The sequence below is a fragment of the Lignipirellula cremea genome (assembly GCF_056501455.1).
Genome location: NZ_CM151415.1, coordinates 520,308 through 540,138, shown reverse-complemented (window position 1 = coordinate 540,138; position 19,831 = coordinate 520,308). Strand labels below are relative to the sequence as shown.

The window sequence follows — 19,831 nt, the reverse complement described above, 5'->3', positions numbered from 1 at the left end:
CTCTGGCCCTCCGCTTAGGGAGCTCTCGCCAGGGCCGCTTAGCGAATCTCGGCGTTCGACGAGGGCGTTCGCAGCGTCGGGTCGTAGGCCGAGCCGACGTACTGCGGAGGAAGCTTCTGCGGCGGTTCCATTCCGTTGGGAACGTACTGCCCGCCGTTCGGACCGCCCGGGCCGGGGTTTCCCGCGGCGCCGTAGCTGGCCGGCGCGACCCCGTTGGGAAGTCGCTGCGGCGGATACTGACCGGGCACGGGTTGTCCGTAGGGCGGACGCTGCATCTGACCGTACGGCTGCGAAGGCATTGGGGGAATCTGTCGCGGGCGGCTCGTCATCGGACCGTAGATCGACCGCGGGTCGGAAGGTTCCGGGCTGTCGAGCTTCGGCGGCGGATCGAGGACCTCGTCGGACGGTCCGCCCGTCGGGGGCAGTGAAGAGCCCGGACGCCCCGGAGCCGGCGTCGGAACGTTACGTCCCGAAGCAGGGGGAAACGGGTTTTGCTGCGGCGGAAGCGTTCCCTGCGGACCCGTCACTCCAGGCTGCAACAGCAGCGGAGCATCGGACGACGTTCCCGGCGGCAGCAGTACCGAGTCACCCCCCGGCGGCGTCACGTAGACCGGCGGCGGGTTAGGACCCGAGGCGGCAGGACCCTGCGAGTTATCGTTCGGCCCGCCCCGCGTGATGGTCTGCTGCTTGAAGAACGGATCGTCGCGGTAGGACTGCGGAATGCGGGAGAGGTTCGGATTCACCTGATCGAACGGCGTCGGCTTCGGCGCCACCGCGGGAACCTCGTAGGGATACATCCGCTGTCCGTGCAGACCGTTCGGAATGCCGCCGGGAGCCTGCATGCCAGGACCGCCGGGACCCATACCCGCCTGCGGTCCGCCTGGCATTCCTTGCGGTCCGCCCTGCATTCCCGACGGGTAGCCGCCTGCACCGGGGGGGAGACCTTCCATCCCGGGCGGAAGGCCGTCCATGCCGGGCTGATAACCTTCCATGCCAGGTTCGCACGCAGCCGCATCGAGCCGCTGGCGAATGACCGCCTCGAAGGCGGGATCGAGCGCCTGATCGCCCATCGGATCGCGTTGGGGATAGACGACCATCGGTTCGGCGCCGGTCCAGCCCATGCGGCTCTGCAGACCCGATTCTCCGATCAGTTCGACCACGTCGGCGATGCACCAGTTCATCCGCTCGGATTCCATGTCGCGGATAGCGTTGGCTTCTTCCTGACGGCTCACGATGTAAGGCGTCAGCACGATCATGAGTTCAGTCCGGTCGTTGTCTTCCTGGTCGTACCGGAACAGGCGTCCCAGCAGGGGAACGTCGGACAGGTAGGGAATCTTCCGCGAGACGATCGAGTTGCTCTTCGTGATGAGTCCCGAGATGACGATCGTCTGACCGCTCCGGGCGCTGACGACGGTCTCCGCGTTCGTCACGCTGTAGATCGGGCTGTTGACGGTCGTGCCGTCGTCGCCGACGAAGATCGGGATGCCCTGCGAAACGGGACCGACCGCGGACTTCTCGATGTTGACTTCCATCACGACCAGTCCGTCCGGGCTCGTCCGGGGGCGGACGCCCAGCAGGATGCCGATCTCGTCGAGTTCGGTGCTGCTCGTCACGCCGCCGCCCGTGTTCTGGGTGATGTTCGTGACGCGGGGAACGCGCTGACCGACCTGGACGAAGGCTTCCTGATTATCGAGCGTCATCACGCGCGGCTTGGAGAGCACCTGCAGGCGTTGCTGATCCTGAAGCGTCCGCAGAAGCAGGCTGATCGACTCGTTGCCGGCGCTGAGCACCAGGCCCGGATAGCCGGCGGACGCGCTGGTGGTCCCCAGCCCGAATCCGCTGACGCCGTTGCCGAGGAGCGGCTCGGTATCGTTGAACTGCCGCCCGGAGAGCGTGCCGCCCAGCGGATTGTTCAGCAGCAGCGAATCCTGGAGACCCAGCTCGATGCCGAACTCCTCGAACTCGTTCAGGTTCACTTCCGCGATCAGGACCTGGATCTCGACCATCGGCGGACGGCTGTCAAGCTGTTCGATCAGGGCCACGACGTCGTCGTAGAACCGCTCGGTGGCGCTGACGATCAGGCTGTTGGTAATCGGCTCGGGCACCACGATCAGTTGCCGCTCGACCTGCTGAATGACCGACAGCAGTCGCGGATCGTTCGTAAGCAGTTCCGAACGCTGCTCGATCCAGGTATTGATCGCCTCGGCGATTTCCTCGGCAGGCGCGTTCCGCAGGCGATAGACGGTCGTCGTCCTGGCTTCGTCGGTCGATTCGTCCAGGCGGATGAGGACCCGCTCGACGATCTCCAGGCTGCCGGGCGAACCCGACGCGATGATGCTGTTCGACCTCGCGTCGACCGCGAATCTCAGGGGGGCGACGGTCCCTTCCTGCTGACCCGAGGCGATCGCCGCCGCGGCGCCGAACTGGTTCAGTCCGCTCTGGCCGGTCTGTCCGAAGCCGCCGCCTCCGCCGCCGGCGGTCGAGCCGGTGCCGAAGAGCGTATCGAGCGTCGAGACGAGGCTTTCGGCGTCGCCGTTGATGATCGTGAAGACCTTCACCTGGGCCTCGACGTCCGGAAGTTGATCGAGGGCCGTGATGAGCGCTTCGATCAGGTCCATCGTTTCCGAAGGACCGGTGACGACGAGCGTGTTCGAGTTCGCGTCGGCGGTGACGCGGACGTTGAGCGTCAATCCCGAACGCAGCATCCGCGTGCCGTCCGGGCTGACCTGCAGGAAGCTCAGCATGCGGGTCGCCAGCAGCGCGGAGGTGTCGTTCGCCCCGCCCGTCGCGGCCTGGAGGGGTTGCTGCGTGATCGTCTGCTGGCCCCCCTGAGCGGGCGCGAACGACTGGCCGGCGCCGTTCAGTTGCCCGTTGAGCACGTTCTGGAGGATCGGCGCGAGGTTCGTCGCGATCGCGTTAGTCAACCGGAAGGTACGGGCCTCTTCGAGCGATCCCGCCTCGACCACGTCGATGCTGTCGAGCACCTGTGCGATCTCCTGCATGTCGCGCGGACCCGCCTGGACGATGACGCTGTTGCTGCGATAGTCCGGGACGATTCGCACGGTCACGCCCAGTCCGCCCCGCTCTTCGTAGAACGTCGTCAGGCGCCCCGACGCATCGACCGCGGACATGTGTTTCAGACGGAAGACGCGGAACGACGCCGCGGGGATCACCGGCTGGTCGAGCTGGTCGATCAGTTGCTTCACCACTTCGACGCTCTCGGCGCGACCGATCAGCAGGATCGCGTTCGGCTTGCCGAGCGGACGGATGACGACCTGGCCCTGACGGGGCGACAGAATCTGGTCGTAAACCTCGGTGATCAGCGTCGCGAGCGGTTCGCTGGAGACGTTCTCCAGAAGATGGACCTCGACCCGCGGCTGCGTCTCCTCGCTCAGACGATCGAGTTCCTGAATCAGCTTCGTGACGCGAGCGACGTCCGACGGATTGCCACGGATGATGATCACGTCGAGGCCTTCGACGAACTCGATCCGGACGGGGCCGATCGTGCCCGCATCGCCGCTCGCCTCGGCGAAGTTCTGGGCCGCATCGCCCGGCGTCATCGGACCGTCGGCGCCGAAGCGCGGGATGCCTCCGCCCGGCGCCGGTTGCGGCTGCGGCGGGGGAACGGCGTCCGACTGATTCTCTCCCGGCTGGGCCTGGGCGACGAAGCGCGTCTGCGGAGCGGTCCCCGTGGGAAGCGCCGCGGCGACGTCGCCGGCGCCGGCATAGCCGAGGAAGTTGACCGCCTGGCGGACCTGGACCGGGTCAGCCCGCTCGACGCGAAGCACCGTCGAGGCCTGCTGGTTCGAGGTGGCGACGTCGAGCCCCTGGACGACCTTCTCCCAGGCGGCGACCGCGGGAGCCGTCCCCTGGATCGAGACGGTTCCGCCGACATGATCGAGGATGATCCAGCCCGCGCTCCCCTGCGCGCCGCCCATCTTGATGACCGTCTTGCCCCCTTGCTCGTCGCGAGCGGTCGGCAGCGTCGTGCCCCACTGATCGCGGATCAGGCCCGCGAGCGCATCGATGGTGATGTGTTGCAGCCGAAGGGTCTTCCCTGCCATCTGCGTTCCGGGAGCCGCTACCGCCGAAGGAGCGGCGGGGCCGGCGACCGGAGGACGCATAGCTGCCGCGTTCCCTGCCGGGACGTTCTGTGCGACGGCGTTGGCGGGAGGATTCGCGCTCGCCTGCGGCATCGCGCCGGCAGGAACGAACTCGCCCTGATCCGGCGCCGTGTGCGCGGCGGGAACGTTGTACGCAGGCGGAAAGTCCATGCCGGGGGGCGTGGCGTCCGCCGGCGGCGCCAGCGTCGCGATCCGCTGCGCAAGCATCTGGTGGAATTCCGCGGGCGCGCTGACGAGAAGCTGGCTCGTGCGGGCGTCGACCGTGAAGCGAACGTCCTGACGACCCGCGACGAGCGATTCGACCAGCTCCACCGCTCGCGGCAGATCCTGCTGCGAAAGGGCGTAGGGAATGATCTTCGCCGCGGGGGGCGCTGCTCCGGCGGGGGGAGTGTTCGAGCCCTCCGCGGTCGCGGCGGCATCGGCTCCCGCCGGCGGCTGATCGAACTGCTTCAGCGTCTCGGCCAGGAACGTCTGGGCCGCGGCGCTTCCGCGAACGAGCAGCGTCCCCGTCGCGGGATCGACCGAAACTTCGACCGTCTCGGGAAGCCCGGCCGCCCGCTTGCGGAGCAGTTCGGCCGCCTCCTGGGGCGACTTATTTCGCACCGAGTAGGGACGGATGATCGGACCGGAGCCGCTTTGCGCCCAGGCCGTCGTTCCTTCGAGGAACGGTCCTGCTAGCGCTAGCGAAAGAAGACCGACGATCGCCGCTCGCAAAGGCGAAGTTCGCATGGCGTGGCCTGACGCGAGGAAAAACCTGACGCGGTTCCTGTTCGCCGCCGGAAAATCGGCGTCGGCGCGACGGCGCCTGCGACGGAACGAACCGCTCGTCAGCCCCTATCGTCCAGCCGTCAAACTCCCCCCAGTCGAACCTTGCGGAATTTTGCAGGATTCGGTCAATCCGGTCCCCGCGGCGACCGAAATCAAGTTCGCGAAAGTTCCGAGAAAAAGTTGCGGGAAAAACGGTCGAACAAGTTGGATTTGATCCCAATGCCCTGTACGATCGCAATTAGCGTCCTGGACGCTCTTATCTAGCGCCGAACGAGGCTTCGCGACCGTCGTCGTCGTTTCGCCTCTCCCCTTATCTTCTTTTCTCCTCCCCTCTCGCTCCCTCAGGAGGCACGCTCGTGCGCATTTCTCTCACGCGCCATCGAACGGCGTTCACGCTCGTGGAATTGCTGGTGGTCATCGCGATCATCGGCGTGCTGGTCGCGCTGCTGCTGCCCGCCGTCCAGGCGGCCCGCGAAGCAGCCAACCGGTCGTCCTGCTCGAACAATCTCAAGCAGCTCGGCATCGGGGCCCACAACCATTACGACACGTACAAGTACCTGCCGCTCGGCATGTACGACGACGACGGACGGAACTTCAACTGGCGGACGTTCATGATGCCGTTCGTCGAGCAGGGGCCGACCTACGACCTGTTCGTCACCAACGGCATGTACGTCCCGGCCAACAACGGCAGCGGCCCGAACATCGCTCCCCCGCCGCTCGCCGCGAATCAGAACATCGACACCTACAACACGACCGGACCGCCGCCGGTCTGCCACGACATCGACGGCGGTTCCGCCGGGCCGATCCGAACCGCCGCACAGACGGTGATTCCGATGTGGATCTGCCCCTCGGACGGACTTCCCCGCTTCGACGACAACCGCTACGGCAAGTCGAACTACTGCGCCAGCATCGGGCCGTCGGACGATCTGCCGACGACGAGCAGCACGCAGTTGACGAACATCTTCAACTGCGCCTCGTGGAAGGGTTCGTCGCAACAGGGCGCCTTCACTTACTCCAACGACAACAACACCAACTGGGCGACCCGTCTGGCCGACATGTTCGACGGCACGAGCAACACGATCATGATCGGCGAGGTCACGAACGGTAACGTCAACCGCGCCAATCAGGTCAACAGCGGGCAGTTCCCGATCTGGGCGTCGGGCAATAACGGAGCCGGTTGCAGCGGCATGAACGGCGGCGCCGGAACCTTCCGGTTCGTCGACCGGTTCTATCCGATCAACTCGGCGATCACGAACCCGACCGCCGGCGCCGGCGACCAGCCGCTGCCCGCCGACGCCTGCTTCGGCAGCAAGCACCCGGGCGGAAGCCAGTTCGTGATGGGCGACGGCAGCGTCCGATTCGTCGCCGAGACGGTCGACGTCCTCGCCTACCGTGCGGCCGGCACCCGGGGCGGCGGCGAGTCGCTGCAACTCCCGTAAGCTCGCGCCGGCTTAGCCGTTCGAGAGCGGCCGGAGCCTTCGCTCCTCGCCGCTCTCCGCAAACAGAAGCAGCCCGCGGATCTTTCTGCGGGCTGCTTTCATTGGCAGGCGCCTCTCGCTCCCGCATGGACGACGAAGGGACCTCCGCTCTCGCGATACTTCCGCGTACCGAACGAGGCGAGACGCCGATGGCGACTCGCCCTGGAGTTTTCGACGTTCAGAAACGTCGGACGTCGTGAGCGACGTCTGGTTACCGGCCCGCGCCCGGAGCGTTGGCTCCGGCGCCGGGAGCGCTCGGAGGAGCCGGAGCATCCGGGGTTCCGGCGCCCGGGTTCTGCGGTCCGGGGCCGCCGGGCGTGCGAGGAGCGCTGCCGGCGCCCGGACGATCCGGGTTAGCGCCCGCGCCCGGACGATCCGGATTAGCGCCCGCGCCCGGACGATCCGGGTTAGCGCGCGCGCCCGGACGATCCGGGTTGGAACCGGCGGCCGGACGGTCAGGGTTCGAGCCCGCGTTCGGACGATCCGGAGTCGGGTTCGCATCGGGACGATCCGGAGTATCGGTCGCGTCCGGACGATCAGGATTCGAGCCTCGCGGGCGATCCGGGTTCAGGTTACCGGCGTTCGATCCACGGCCCGGTCCACGGCCCGGTCCGCGATCGCCAGGACCGCGTCCGCGAATCGCGCCCGGTCCCACGTTGACGTTGATGCCCGCGTCGGTCCAGTACTGATTGACGCCGGTGTACCAGTTCGGCTGGCGGATGACCGTCACCCACTCGTTAGCCGCGAAGGTGGGGGCCGCCTTCAGGACGTCGACCGTCAGGGGCGTCCTGACGAGGATCGCTTCGTTCTCGTAATGGACGTGGACCGCGCTGAACGGCACGACCACGAACTGACCTTCCGGCGCTCCGCCGTACGAAAGGACGACGTACTGCACCTGGTTGGTCTGGGCATCCAGGACGAAGTCCTCGATGTCGGCGATGACGTCGCCGTTCTCGTTCTTCACCTGCTGGTTCAGCAGATCGGACGCCCGGTACGAGGCGCCGCTCTCCGAGTTGGCATCCGCCGAAATGGGGGGGTTGGTCCCGGCCGGCTGGGCGAACGTCGTGACGGGCAGCGCGGCGACAGCGCCGAGCGCCACAGCGAACGGCGCTGCTGCTGTGAATGCTCTCTTCAACATGAATCATCTCCCAAGTTGCGTTGCGAACATAAACTCGGCGTGCTGCGGCGTCGCCGACCTGGGGTTCATCGCATCGCAATCGGAGCGCCGTCGTCTCCTCGGGAAATTGCTGGTCGCAGCGCAAACGCCGGCACGAACGACTGATACGCTCGAAGAGTCTCGCCCGAATGAACGCCTGTCGCCCCCGCTCCTGGATCGAGAGCAGGCTGCTGACCGCGCCATGAACGCGAAACGGCCCGTGCGGATCGCACAGGCCGTGAAGGTTGCGGGGTCGCGATCTTGCGAGGAACTAGAACGCCTCGGGCTCGGTCGAGGAGACCGCCTCTTCGGCTTCCGTGAGGAACTGGCCCTGCGAGATCTGCAGGCGGCCCTGTTCGGTGCGCAGGACGGCGGTCCGGGCGCCGATCTCCTCGATCGTCGCGGTCACCGACCCGATCTCGAACTCGTCCCCGATTCGCAGGACGTGCATCTTCCCGGCGGTCCGATCGAACAGCCAGATCTCCGGCACGCCGTCGACGGTCAGAATGGCGTTGAACTGCGTATGTTTGGCGACGTCGAATTCCGGCTTGGGCGGCGGCGGTTCGGCGGCGATCTCCGCCGGACGCTCGACCACGGAGACGGAGATCGTTTTCGACGTCCGCTTCGACGGAAGCCCGTCGTCGGACGCGGTCACCCCGATCTCGAACGTGCCGACCTGCTTCGGCGACCAGCCGATGCGTGCGGTGCGGCTGACTGAATTCGTTTCGGAGCTTCGCCTAACGTCGCCCGGGACGATTTCGGCTCCCTCCGGCGCTCCCTCCGCGAGGGCGAAACCGATCTCGTCCATGTAGTCGTAGTCGGTCGCTTTGACCTCCAGATTCAGACGATCGCCCAGGAAGACCCGCGTCGACGACGGCGCGTCGAGCGTCAGCTCCTTATTCGCGAAGCCGAAGATGTTGCGATCGGAGATCGCCCTCTGATAGGCGTCGACTTCGGCGAAGGCCAGGCGCTCGCCGGTCTCGGTCGGAATCCTGGTCCCTTCGTTGGTGTCGATCCAGAGTCCCTCGATGGTCATCGTGATCTTGAGGTACCGCAGATCGGTCGTCGGCTGCAGCCGCAACATCTTCACACGTTGGAGCAAGTTGACGCGGTAGATCTCGTGCATAAAGTCGACGACCTGGGGCAGTCGGCCGAAGGCGACCACCGTGTACGTCACGCCGTTGCCGATTCCCTTGAGCAGCGGATCGGCGCCCGGATTCACGACGACCCGTTGCAGTCCCTTCTCGTCGGCGAGGCCGAGCAGCCAGTCCTTGTAGCGGGTCTTGGCCACTTCCAGATCGCCCGGCAGCGAGCGCTGTTCGAAACCGGCCAGATCGTCCCGCGCGGCAGTTCCCATCCGAACGCTGCGCGCGAGCTGTTCCTTCTGGTCGGTCAGTTTCTCGATCTCTTCGGCGCGCCAGGTGAAGATCCCGAGGAACCACCCGCCGACGAAGTACAGGACGAAGCCGCCGACCAGCAGGCCGACGGCGCCTCCGAGCATTCGTTCGCGTTGCGTCATCGCGAGGCTCCTGCACTGGAGGGAGTCGAAGCAGGGGCGTTCGAGTTTTTCAAGGATCCGGCCGCGGGCGGCGATGCCGCGGGCGGCGAATCTTCGTCAGGGTCTGCGGGGGAGGGGGAACTCTCGGCAGGAGCGGCGCCGTTCGATTCGCCGGCCTCTCCGTCGCCGAGCATCTCTTCGACGGCGTCGACCGGATCGTTCGCATCCCCTTCGATCAACTCGGTCGGCGAGCCGCCGATCTCCGGGTCGAGCGTCACTTCTTCCAGGTCTCCCTCGGTCGGTTCGCCTTCCGCGATGACGACCGGTCGAGCGCTCGGCGGCGGCTCCGATCCGTCGGCGGCAGCGTCCGGCACGCCGTCCTGACCGGGAGGAACCGGATCGGCGAGGCTGATCGTCGCGCTCGTGCGATAGGCGTAGCCGGGAAGGTTGTCGTCCGGCGCGGCGATGCCGGCGCCGACGGCACGCTGCTCGTCGCGGAGGCGATACTCCGCCATGCTGATCGTTTCCGCCTGGTCGACGACGAGTTCCATATTGATCGTGGCGCGACCTTCGTTGTCGACCGTGCTGCCCCACTCGCGCACGAGGGCCTTCTCCGCGGGCGGCATCCGTTCGCTCACGACGCGCAGTTCGTCGAGCCAGACGTAGTCGTCGTCGGCCCAGGCCTGAATCTCGTCAGTCCGGGCGATGACCTCCCGGGCCTTCTCTTCGAGCTGCGTCAGATCCTTGATGTCGGCCCGCAGCGCGGCGATCTCGGAATTGAGCGACGTCAGTCGCCACAGGAACCCGCCGACGAAGAGCAGCGCGACGGCTGCGGCGATGCCGCCGTAGACGAGCGTCCTTTGCGAGAACTTCGGCGGCTCGACGCGGCGCTTGGGATTCTGGAAGTCGATCGCGTGGATCTGCGCGCGATGCTCGCAGATCATGCCGACCAGGCCGGCGTAGGCCCCCGAGTCGTCGACCGGCGGCAGACCAGGCGCCTCGACGTCCTGCGCGTCGAACGGGTCGAGAACCTCGACCTCCATCGACAGAGTTTCGCGCAGATGGCGTGCGATCTCCCCGGATTCGCGCTGGGTCCCCCACAGCACCAGGCGATCGACGGCCTCGTCCGAATGACGGCTCGCGATCGCGAGCAGCGTTCGGCGGACTTCCAGCGCGAGGCCCGCATCGATCGATTCGCCCGGGATGCGAGTGTTGCGGACGAAGACGGGCCGCCCCTCGAGCATGGCGACGAGGTCGACCTGCTCCTGCGCCCGGCAGATCACGAGCGACTCGCCCGGGTGACGTCCGCAATAGGCGAGCAGCCGCGCGGCGCTGACCGTGCGGAGCGTCACCGTGCCGAGCTTCAGCCGCAGCGACTCGGCGAGCCCCTTGAGGCCGTCATAGACGTCGGAGGTGAGCGATGCGGCGAGAACGGTGATCTGCTGATCGCCGAAGTCGATCGGGACGAAGTCGACCTGCGAAGGGGAGGCGGTCGGGCTGAAGACCTGCGTCGCCTGCATCCGAACGAGCTCGGGCAGTTCGTCCTCCGGCACGAGCGGAACGTCGATCGTCCTGAGTTCGACGCCGGCCCGGCCCATCGCGACGAGGAGCTCGCCGCGGCGAATCCCGCGCTCCGCCAGCGCAGGGCCGAGCGTCGCCGCCAGACGCGGAAAGAACGTCGCCGGCAACGACGCCGCCGAATGCGATTCGCCCTCGACCTCAGGCAGAGGGAGCGCGAAGCGGTGGTCGATGATCAGCTTGCCGGTCGTCTGGCGAACGCACAGCACGCGAAGCGTTCTGCCGTCTCCTTCGACCGCGACCCAATGCGACATGCGATGCAGACTCCGAGCGTGCGAGCGGGCGCCCCGGCGTCGGCGGGGGCGCAGCGCAATTTCTACGACGATTCTACGTCGCGACTTGCGCCGCGACGCGGAAATGTTCGGGTCAGACCAGTCTCTCCGGTCGAAACGATTCTCGGGGGAGAAAGGCGTTTTTCAGGCGAGCGGTGGGTGCAAGCCCGCCGTGTCATTCCTGCGATGGTCGATCGGATCTCGAAACTGGCGCCAAGGCGGACGCGCGCCCCGAACAAACACGGAGGGCTTACACCCTCCGCTCGCCTGGGAGTTACGAAACCGTCATCACGGCGCCGGACCCGCGTCGACCTCAGCGCCGTCCGTCGGGATGCCGAGCGTCTCCAGGGAATAACCCCGGCCGAGGTGACTCAGATCGCGCCAAAACCGGACGACGGGGCGTTCTCCGCTGGCGTCGACGAGGATCTCGCAGCGGGAACTGGCCGTGCCGTCGAGGAAGTACCCCACGACCTGGGCCCGCATGACGTCTCCGCCCGCGCAGGTGAGCGGCATGAGCATCTTCATCTCGTCCAGCGAAACGAGGCCCTCGGTGTAGATCCAGGTCTCGTACGGATGGAGCGTGTTGAACTCTTTGAAGTCGGTCTCCGCGCGTAGAGCGAGAATTTCGTCGACCGCCTCGGGAGGCATGCCCGGGATCGCCGCCAGGACCCGGCGACTGGCCAGGTTGATGTTGATGCGGCCCGGGATCGTCTTCGCGGGGACGCTGGTCGCATGCTCCATCAGCTTATCGAGAAACCGCGGATCGGCAGGCGTTTCGAGCAGGTACTCTTCGCCGTCCTTGGTGATGGCCTTGGTCTTGGCCTCGATCAGGTCGAGCACCGACGTGATCTTCCCCTCCGGTTCGACGTCGAGATCGAGATCGAGCCGTCCCGACGGCGGCGGTTCCAGTTCGTCGTCGTCGACCGCGCCGCTTTGCCGGAAAGCGACGATGAACGTGATCTCGTCCGGCTTGAAATGCTCGGCCAGTTCCTCGGTCAGCTTAGCCAGGTCGTCCTGATTCAGATCGACCTTGGGATCGCCGACGGCGTCGCCGTTCTTCTCCGCTGAGTCGAGGGTCAGGTAGGGGAGCCAGCCGAACGCCGAAGAGGGATCGCCCGGATCGGCGCCCTCGCCGGTCGGAAGGTTCTCTTCGAACGGATCGATCTGGTAGTTGCGGTTGACGTCCTGCCCGAACAGAAGCTGCGGCGTGACGCCCTTCACGAGAAGCAGTTCCTCGACCGTCTCCAAGGGGCCGTTCTTCGCCCGGTAGGGAGGCGACAGGCCGAGGTAGTAATCGGACTCGCCGCCGAACGGGCGGACGTCCTCGTCGGAGTCGATGTAGTCCAGAATCGCGTCGGCGATGTCGGGCGTCATGCCGGGAAGCGCCGCGACGAGCGCATCGTTGATCTGCTGATCGTCGAAACCGAATTTGCCCGCCTCGGCGAACACGTTGAGGTTCACCCGCGCCGATTCGTCCTCCATGCCGTACCGCACGCCCGCGAAGTAGCCCTCCGGATCGAGCGCAGGAGCGACGACCGAGAAGGCCCCGATCTCCTCGGGCGCAAGGCCGGGGACGACCATCTTCGCCTGAAAGTACTCGGGATTGTCGTAGGTTCCCCCCTGGCTGCTGCGGAGTTCCCAGTCCTGCTCCAGGAAGGCCCGGACGTACTCCATGCCCGAGTGCGCGAGCGAATCGGACTGCGCCCGGCGGCTCATGCGCTGCGCGCCGTCATAGTGCGCGAGCATCATCTCGCTGAAGGCGTATCCGGCCAGCGAGATCAGCACGACGGCCACGAGGACGATGACCAGGATCATCGCCTTGCGGGGGCGCTTCGATTGGCGCGCGCAGGACACGCGGCGCGGGGAAGCTTTACGGTTCATCGTCGTCCGCCTCCTCCGCCGCCGCCCCCACCGGGACCGCCGCCGCCACGTCCGCCGCCTCCGCCTCCACCACCGCCGGGAGGTCCACCGCCCGGAGGTCCGACTTCGGGAGGAGGAGGAGGCGTACCGCCGCCCCCGCCGCCTGCGCCGCCGCCCGCTCCTCCGCCGCCGGCGCCGCCCCCGTCGTCGCCTCCGCCTGAATCATCGCCGCCCGCATCGTCGCCCGTGTCATCGACGGCGTCGGGAGCCGCCTCGTCGGCAGCCTCTTCTTCGTCTTCGTAAGCGGAGTTGTTCGCCGCCAGCGGGACCTGCACGACCAGCTTGTACGTTCGATCGAGTTCGTCCTCGGCAGACGCCACGGCGCCCGATTCGTCGAGTTCCGCCCGCATGCGAATCGTGACTTCGACCGCGCGGCAGAGCCCCTTATTCAGATCCGTGTCCCATTCGCTCAGCCAGGTCGTGCCGTCGAAGTATCGAAACTCCAGGTACTCGATCTCGGGGCAGAGGCTCTCGGCGTCGTCCGAATCGCTCGCGACGTCGCCCATCTCTTTCGCGTACGACGCGGCAGCGCGTCCGATTTCCCGCCGCATCAGGCCATACCGCGGCGCGACGCCGACTTCTTCCTGCGCGTCGGCGGGCGGCTCGATCAGGAAGTAGGTGACTGTCTTGACGTCGCTGGGACGCTGATAGATGCCGGACTCGGCGTCGTAGGAACCCTGATACTCGTCCAGCCGCGGGAGACGGCTGACGTCGACCTGCAGTTCGTTCGCGAAACCGTAGATGCCCGGCGGAGGACCCTGCGGCGCGGCCGCCGACTCTTCCGTCTCCTCCGTATCGTCGCCCATCGAGAAGCCGGCGCCGCCGCTTGCTCCTCCCGAGTCGCCGCCTCCGGAATCATCCCCGCCGCCGTCGTCACCGTCGCCTTCGCCGAGGCCGCCCAGATCGCCTCCGCCGAGAGATCCGAGATCGGCGAGCGAACCGAGGTCGCCCATCCCGGCAGCAAGCGATTCCAGCCCCGAGGTATCGGTCTTCTGTCGCGACAGACAGGCTTTCAGGTCGCCCGCGATGCGACCGAGCACGGCGTGGGCGAGTTGCACCTCCTCCACGCGGGCGCGGCGTTCCGAGAGCATGATCAGGTTCACCTGGATCGTGCCGACGACGATGCCCAGGATGATGACCGACAGCGCGAGCGCGAGAATGACCTCGAGCAACGTGAAGGCGGACCGGAGCGGGCTGGTTCGGCGTACCGATCCCGGGTCCGCCATGCTGCCGCGGATCGCGTCTCGGACCGACCTGTGTGCCATGGCTGGCTTGTCCAGCCGTGAATGCGGACGGACGCCTCGTGGAGACGCCGAGTCTGTCGAGCCGACGTAAAACAAAAGCTTCTCAGCGCGAACGGAATGGAGACCGAAGGGGACACGGCTGGACAAGCCAGCCATGGCACACGGAACTCTGCCCGACGCAAGACGCAATCGAGCGGAGGGCGTACGGCGGACGCTCATCGCAGGTCTCCTGATACGGAGCCGCTCGCCGGAGTGGAGCCGCCAGGCAGCGAGAGCCCGGATTCCGTGGTCGAGCCGGAATCGGTGGCGCTGGCGTCTTCGACCAGAGCGATATCGAGGAAGCCTTCCGCAGGCATCCAGCGATAGAGCTCGTAAGAGACGCCGTTTTCGCCTTCGACGACCTGCTGGACGAGGACCTTGACCGAAACCAGTCCCGCCGGCTCTTCGATCGAGGTCACCTCGACCGAGTACTGCCAGCCTTCGCGGCCTTCATAGTCAGTGAGACCCGTGGCCGACATCGGCGCGGCGCCGGAGGCGAGTTCGTTCATCTTCGATTCGGCGACGAGCTGCGCCATCGCCGTATCTTCCGCCGCCTCGGCCGCGCGGGTGCCGATGCTGACGAGCTGTGCCACGGCGCCCATCACGATCGCCAGAACCGCCAGCGCGAGCAGCACCTCGATCAGCGTCATGCCGGGACGGACAGGCAACGGATTTCTCCGTGGGCCATGTCCACGTCGCGAAGCAGCGTGGACATGCGGATCACGGCATCCGACGGGCAGGACTTCACGCGACTTTCGACATGAGATCGAAGCCGAGGATCGTGCGAACCAACGGCGAATTCCGAGTCCGCATAACATGCCCACGCTGCTGGCGCGACGTGGGCATGGCGCCCATGCGTTCGCCAGGCTGAGCGAACGAAGCTTTCGATCGACGCTCATCGTCCCGCTCCCTGCAGCGACTGCGGTTCGGAGACGGTGGCGAAGCCGGTCAGGCCGCGCATGGTGACGACGAGGCCGGCCCCTGCCGCATTGCCCAGCACGATCGAGGACTTGCTCGTCGTGCCGTCAGGATAGAAGTAGACCGGCGCCGCGCCGCCTGACGCGCCGGAACCTGAGCCCGATGCCTCCGCCGTTCCGAGCGTCCGCTCGTCCGCCGCCGTCTGCCCGCCGACGAAGAGCACGCCGTCTGGAAGGAACTCGGTCGCGGCGCCGAACGAGGGCTCGCCGCCGTCGAGCGATCCGCCGCCCAGGTAGATCTTGCGGGGAGTGCCCGTGACTACGCCGTCGGCGCTCATCGATTCGCCCTCCAGCACTTCGCCCTCCCAGACGGCGACGCCGAACTGGTTCGTGTCGGGCGCGTACTCCAGCAGGTGAATCTTGCCGGTCCGCATCGCCTCGACCCGGGTCTGGGCCAGGCGAGCGCGAAGGATATCGGCGCCCTGCGTGAGCGCCTGGCTCTCCATCACGTTCGCGATCGGAACCGAGACCATGGCCGCGAGCACGACCAGAATGGCGAGCACGACCAGCAGTTCGATCAGCGTCACGCCCGAACGGACCGCCGCGCCGCGAAAACGCGAAAGACTCCGCCTGACGACCGGCGCGCTGAGCGGCGCATAGCGATGGTCGAGATCGGCGAACATGGCGTTACGGCGTGCGAGCGAAGCGCGGCATCCTCCGCGGGGAGTCGAGAAAGTTGACTCGACGATAATTCGATTCTGAGCGGGGGACGACAGTCCCCCGAGGTCGTGATTAACGACGAATCGTCACGTCGAAGTCTCGGGGGACTGTCGTCCCCCGCTCAGGAACTCGCGAAACGCTTTAGACTTCCGACATGTTCGAGACGTCGTCCGCAGTGTTCGGTTCGCCGTCTTCGCCGACGGAGAAGATCTTGTACTGCCGCGGGCCGAGCAGTTCGTACTGGTACGGGTTGCCCCAGGGATCGGTCGGCAGGGTGCCGTTGGTGATGTAGGGCCCCTTCCACTTGTTCGGATTCTTCAGATCCGACGGAGGCGCGACGAGCGCGTTCAGCCCGACCGCCGTCGACGGATAGGTCCCGACGTCGAGCTTGTAGATGTCCATCGTGTTCTGCAGGCTCGAAACCTGACCCTTCGCCAGACGGTTGTTGGCGTTGCCCTGCACGTTGGCGATCGCCACGACCGACAGGCCGGCCAGGATCACGAGGATCGCCAGCACGAGCAGCACTTCGATCAGCGTGAAGCCGCGACGACGGCGAAGCGCAGCGCGGCGGGACCGGCGGGTGGAGGCGTTTTTCATACGGGCCGGGGCGACATGGGATGGGGCGAGGGTTCGCATAATCGGCATCGACTCCTGACGCGGGACCGCGACCTCGGTCGCAAGTCCGACTGCTTCTGAAAGTTCGGGCGGGCAGGGATTCGGCGCCCCGGTTTCGACGACGGGCGACCGACGGCGGGATCGCATCGCACGGGCTAACCGGCGCTCCGCGATAGATTCAACCTAGGATACGTGAAAAAGTCGCGTTCGTTTAGTCGCAATCAGTTCTGCGGAATCTGTCGACTGGATGGGCCGTCGGAGGTGCGGACGAGGCCGTACCGCCTTCCGGCGCCCCTGGATTCGCGTCCGATTCGCTTTTCTTGATTCTACGTCGCGAGTCTACAGACCTTCGCCCATTTTCATGATCGGGAGGAGCAGGGCGACCACGACCACCAGCACCACGCAGGCCAGGCCGAGCAGCATCAGCGGCTCCAGCATGCGAATCGCGAGTTCCAACTTGCGGAACGTGCGGAGCTCGAGGTTGTCGGAAATCTCGACCAGCACCGTCTCCAGGGCGTTGGACTCTTCCGCGACGGAAATCATTTCCACCACCATCGGCGGAAAGTGACCGCTCGCCCCCAATGGCTTCGCCAGCGAAGCGCCGGCGGTGACGTTTTCGCTCGCCTCGGCGATAGCGTCGGACAGGATCGAGTTGCCCGAGGCGGCGCGGGAGATTTCCAGCGAACGCAGGATCGGCACGCCGTTCTTCAGGAGCGTTCCCAGCACCCGGCAGAACCGGGCCACCGCGAGGCTCAGAAAGATGGGCCCGAAGACCGGGATCTTGATCTTGGCCCAGTCGATCGTCCGCTTGCCGCCCGGCGTCCGGGCCCAGAACCAGAACGCGGCGACGGCGCCCGCGATCGCGAGCAGGATCAGCGGAAACCAGGCGCGGAGCACGTCGCTGAACGACAGCAACAGATCGGTCGCCATCGGCAGTTCGCCCCGCTCCCGCATCCGTTCGAAGATCGTCGCGAAGTTGGGCACCATGAATATCAGCAGGCCGGTCACGACCACGATGCCGATCGACATGATCACGACCGGATAGGCCAGGGCGCCGATCGTGCGGCCCTTCAGGTCTTCCTGCTGTTCGATGAACTTGCTGACGCGGTCGAGACAGTCTTCGAGGAAGCCGCCCTCCGCGCCAGCGCGGATCATGTTGACGGTCATGTTGTTGAAGACCCGGGGATGCCGCGCGAACGCGTCGGCGATCCCTTCGCCCTCCTCGACCCGCTTATGGATGTCGGTGAGGGTCTCCTTGAGTCCCGGATTCGACGTCTGCTCCCGCATGACCGAGAGCGCGCGGAGCACCGGCACGCCGCTGCGCAGGAGCGACGAAAGCTGACCCAGCGTGGTCGCGACCAGTTGCCCGCCGACCCGTTTGCCGAACAGGCTGGAGAGTTGAACCTGCGTCGAGCCGGCCTTGGGAGTGACCGTGATCGGGAAGAGCGCGCGACCCGTCAGAACGCCGACCGCCTCGCGCTGCGACGGCGCGTCGATCGTGCCGGCGATCTTCTGACCCTTCAGGTCGCGAGCGATGTAAGCGAACTCGGGCATAGACCAACGCGAAATAGGAATTCTGTTCTGAGCGGGGGGTGTGAACCCCCCGAGTCCCCGTGAACGTTCGGCGGAAATCGCCAGCGTCGATCGAATGACGCGTCGAAACCTCGGGGGGTTTACACCCCCCGCTCAGAACGTGCCGTTTATTAACTACGTCGCTGCCGCGGCACGAATGCCGACGTCGCTCTTCGTGATGCGCATCACTTCGTCGACGGACGTCGTCCCCGCGAGCACGCGGGCCCAGCCGTCCATCCGAAGCGTCCGCATCCCGTTCTTCAACCCCAGCCGCTTGACCTCGAAGGTGCTGACGCGGTTGTGAACCAGTTCCCGCATCTCGTCGGTCGTGATCAGCAGTTCGTAGATACCCATCCGGCCCTTGTAGCCGACGTTGCGACAGATCCGGCAGCCGACCGGCTTGTAGAGCGTCGGGGTCGAACCGTCCGCCGGCCAGGGGAAGTCCGCGGCCAGTTCGTCCCGCGTCAGCGTGTAGGGCGCCTTGCATGCTGGACACAAGCGCCGCACCAGTCGCTGGGCCATGACGGCTTCGACCGTACTGCCGACGAGGAAGGGCTCCACGCCCATGTCGATCATACGGGTGTAGGCGCCGGCCGCGTCGTTGGTGTGAAGCGTGCTGAATACGAGGTGACCGGTGAGCGACGCCTGGATGGCGTTCTCCGCGGTCTCCAGATCGCGGATTTCGCCGACCAGCACGACGTCGGGGTCATGACGCAGGATGCTGCGCAGCGACGCGGCGAACGTCAAACCGATCCGGGGATGAACCTGGATCTGGTTGATCCCTTCGAGCTGGTACTCGACCGGGTCTTCGGTCGTGATGATCTTGACGTCTTCGTTGTTGATCTCTTTGAGCGCGCTGTACAGGGTGGTCGTCTTGCCGGAACCGGTCGGCCCCGTGACGAGGATGATCCCGTGCGGCAGGTTGATGAGCTGTTCGAAGGCGCCGAACAGTTCGGGGCTCATGCCGAGCTTCTTCAGGTCGAACTCCAGCGCCCCCTTGTCGAGAATACGCATGACCAGGCTTTCGCCGTGGATCATGGGGATGACCGACACGCGGACGTCGATCTCCCGACCCTTCACCTTGAGCTGCATGCGCCCGTCCTGGGGCAGACGCTTTTCCGCGATGTTGAGCCGGGCCATGATCTTCAGGCGACTGATGATCGCGGCCTGAAAGCGATGGATCTCGGGCGGCGTCGGCTGAAGGTGCAGCATGCCGTCGATGCGGTACCGCACGACGATGCCGGCGGCCTGCGATTCGATGTGAACGTCGCTCGCCCGGGCCTCGATCGCTTCCAGCAGGATCTCGTTGACCAGCTTGATGACGGAGGCTTCCTGCGCCTCGGCGGCCAGTTCGGAACCGTCGGATTCGATCTCGCTGAGAAGCTCGACCCCTTCTTCCTTGGCCGCCTGCTCCATCAGGGAGTCGATCGTGTCGCTGCCGACGCCGAGGTGGCGCCGGATGACCTTCGCGATCTCCGAACGGACGGCCAGGACCGGAATCACCTGCAGGCCGGTCGCCGCGCTCGCTTCGTCGAGCGGGTAGAGATCGAACGGATCGGCGGTCGCGACGTAGACCGTCTGCCCTTCCTGACGGATCGGCAGAAGCAGGCTCTTGTGGACGATTCGCTGCGGGAAGGTCTTCAGCAGCCTGGGATCGACCTCGACCTCGGTCAGGTCGATGAACTCCATCCCCGTTTCCTCGGCCAGCGCGCGCAGGGCGCACTCTTCGTCGAGGAAGCCTTCCCGGATCGCGTTCTGAAAGAGCGCGGTCGGATTGCGACTGCCGTTGCGACACTTGGCGATCTGGCTCTCGTCGAGCAGTTCGCGTCGCCTGAGGATTTCTTCGAGTCGCATGGGCGGGGGCTATGGGCGAGCGAGTTCGGCGATCTATTTCTTGGCGAGCGGGGGACGTGAGTCCCCCGAGTTCGTC

At 66.2% G+C, this 19,831-nt stretch carries 12 protein-coding genes; 1 reads left to right on the top strand and 11 read right to left on the bottom strand.

Going from position 1 to position 19,831, the window contains the following annotated elements; genetic code table 11:
• Nucleotides 1-38 precede the first annotated feature (38 nt).
• Nucleotides 39-4,853 (bottom strand): secretin N-terminal domain-containing protein, encoded by a 4,815-nt coding sequence (locus tag SH602x_RS02165; RefSeq protein WP_479475242.1) that lies wholly within the window; start codon nucleotides 4,851-4,853, stop codon nucleotides 39-41.
• A gap of 395 nt (nucleotides 4,854-5,248) precedes the next feature.
• Between SH602x_RS02165 and SH602x_RS02160 the strand changes: the two genes are divergently transcribed.
• The gene (locus tag SH602x_RS02160) at nucleotides 5,249-6,331 is read left to right on the top strand and encodes a DUF1559 family PulG-like putative transporter (protein WP_479475241.1); all 1,083 of its coding nucleotides are present in this window, start codon (nucleotides 5,249-5,251) and stop codon (nucleotides 6,329-6,331) included.
• Nucleotides 6,332-6,581: 250 nt separating this feature from the next.
• Here SH602x_RS02160 and SH602x_RS02155 read toward each other — a convergent pair whose 3' ends face one another.
• From SH602x_RS02155 to SH602x_RS02110, 10 genes are all read right to left on the bottom strand, one after another.
• Complete coding sequence (locus SH602x_RS02155; protein ID WP_479475240.1) at nucleotides 6,582-7,508, bottom strand: PRC-barrel domain-containing protein; 927 nt, start codon at nucleotides 7,506-7,508, stop codon at nucleotides 6,582-6,584.
• 289 nt (nucleotides 7,509-7,797) lie between these two features.
• The gene (locus SH602x_RS02150; RefSeq protein WP_479475239.1) at nucleotides 7,798-9,045 is read right to left on the bottom strand and encodes a hypothetical protein; all 1,248 of its coding nucleotides are present in this window, start codon (nucleotides 9,043-9,045) and stop codon (nucleotides 7,798-7,800) included.
• Nucleotides 9,042-10,856: a hypothetical protein gene (locus SH602x_RS02145; RefSeq protein WP_479475238.1), complete on the bottom strand. Its 1,815-nt coding sequence runs from the start codon at nucleotides 10,854-10,856 to the stop codon at nucleotides 9,042-9,044. The genes SH602x_RS02150 and SH602x_RS02145 overlap by 4 nt, the downstream gene beginning before the upstream one ends.
• Nucleotides 10,857-11,162: 306 nt before the next feature.
• Nucleotides 11,163-12,728, bottom strand: coding sequence for a hypothetical protein (locus SH602x_RS02140; protein ID WP_479475237.1), 1,566 nt, complete (start codon nucleotides 12,726-12,728; stop codon nucleotides 11,163-11,165).
• 23 nt (nucleotides 12,729-12,751) lie between these two features.
• Nucleotides 12,752-13,966, bottom strand: a complete 1,215-nt coding sequence (locus SH602x_RS02135) for a hypothetical protein (protein ID WP_479475236.1) — start codon at nucleotides 13,964-13,966, stop codon at nucleotides 12,752-12,754.
• Nucleotides 13,967-14,253: 287 nt separating this feature from the next.
• Complete coding sequence (gene gspI, locus SH602x_RS02130) at nucleotides 14,254-14,745, bottom strand: type II secretion system minor pseudopilin GspI (RefSeq protein ID WP_479475235.1); 492 nt, start codon at nucleotides 14,743-14,745, stop codon at nucleotides 14,254-14,256.
• Nucleotides 14,746-14,972: 227 nt separating this feature from the next.
• Entirely contained in the window at nucleotides 14,973-15,677 is a 705-nt protein-coding gene (locus SH602x_RS02125) for a prepilin-type N-terminal cleavage/methylation domain-containing protein (RefSeq protein WP_479475234.1), read from the bottom strand.
• A 178-nt stretch (nucleotides 15,678-15,855) separates the two neighbouring features.
• Complete coding sequence (gene gspG, locus SH602x_RS02120; RefSeq protein ID WP_479475233.1) at nucleotides 15,856-16,311, bottom strand: type II secretion system major pseudopilin GspG; 456 nt, start codon at nucleotides 16,309-16,311, stop codon at nucleotides 15,856-15,858.
• A gap of 357 nt (nucleotides 16,312-16,668) precedes the next feature.
• Entirely contained in the window at nucleotides 16,669-17,883 is a 1,215-nt protein-coding gene (locus tag SH602x_RS02115) for a type II secretion system F family protein (protein ID WP_479475232.1), read from the bottom strand.
• 153 nt (nucleotides 17,884-18,036) lie between these two features.
• Nucleotides 18,037-19,755 (bottom strand): GspE/PulE family protein, encoded by a 1,719-nt coding sequence (locus tag SH602x_RS02110; RefSeq protein WP_479470118.1) that lies wholly within the window; start codon nucleotides 19,753-19,755, stop codon nucleotides 18,037-18,039.
• Nucleotides 19,756-19,831 lie beyond the last annotated feature (76 nt).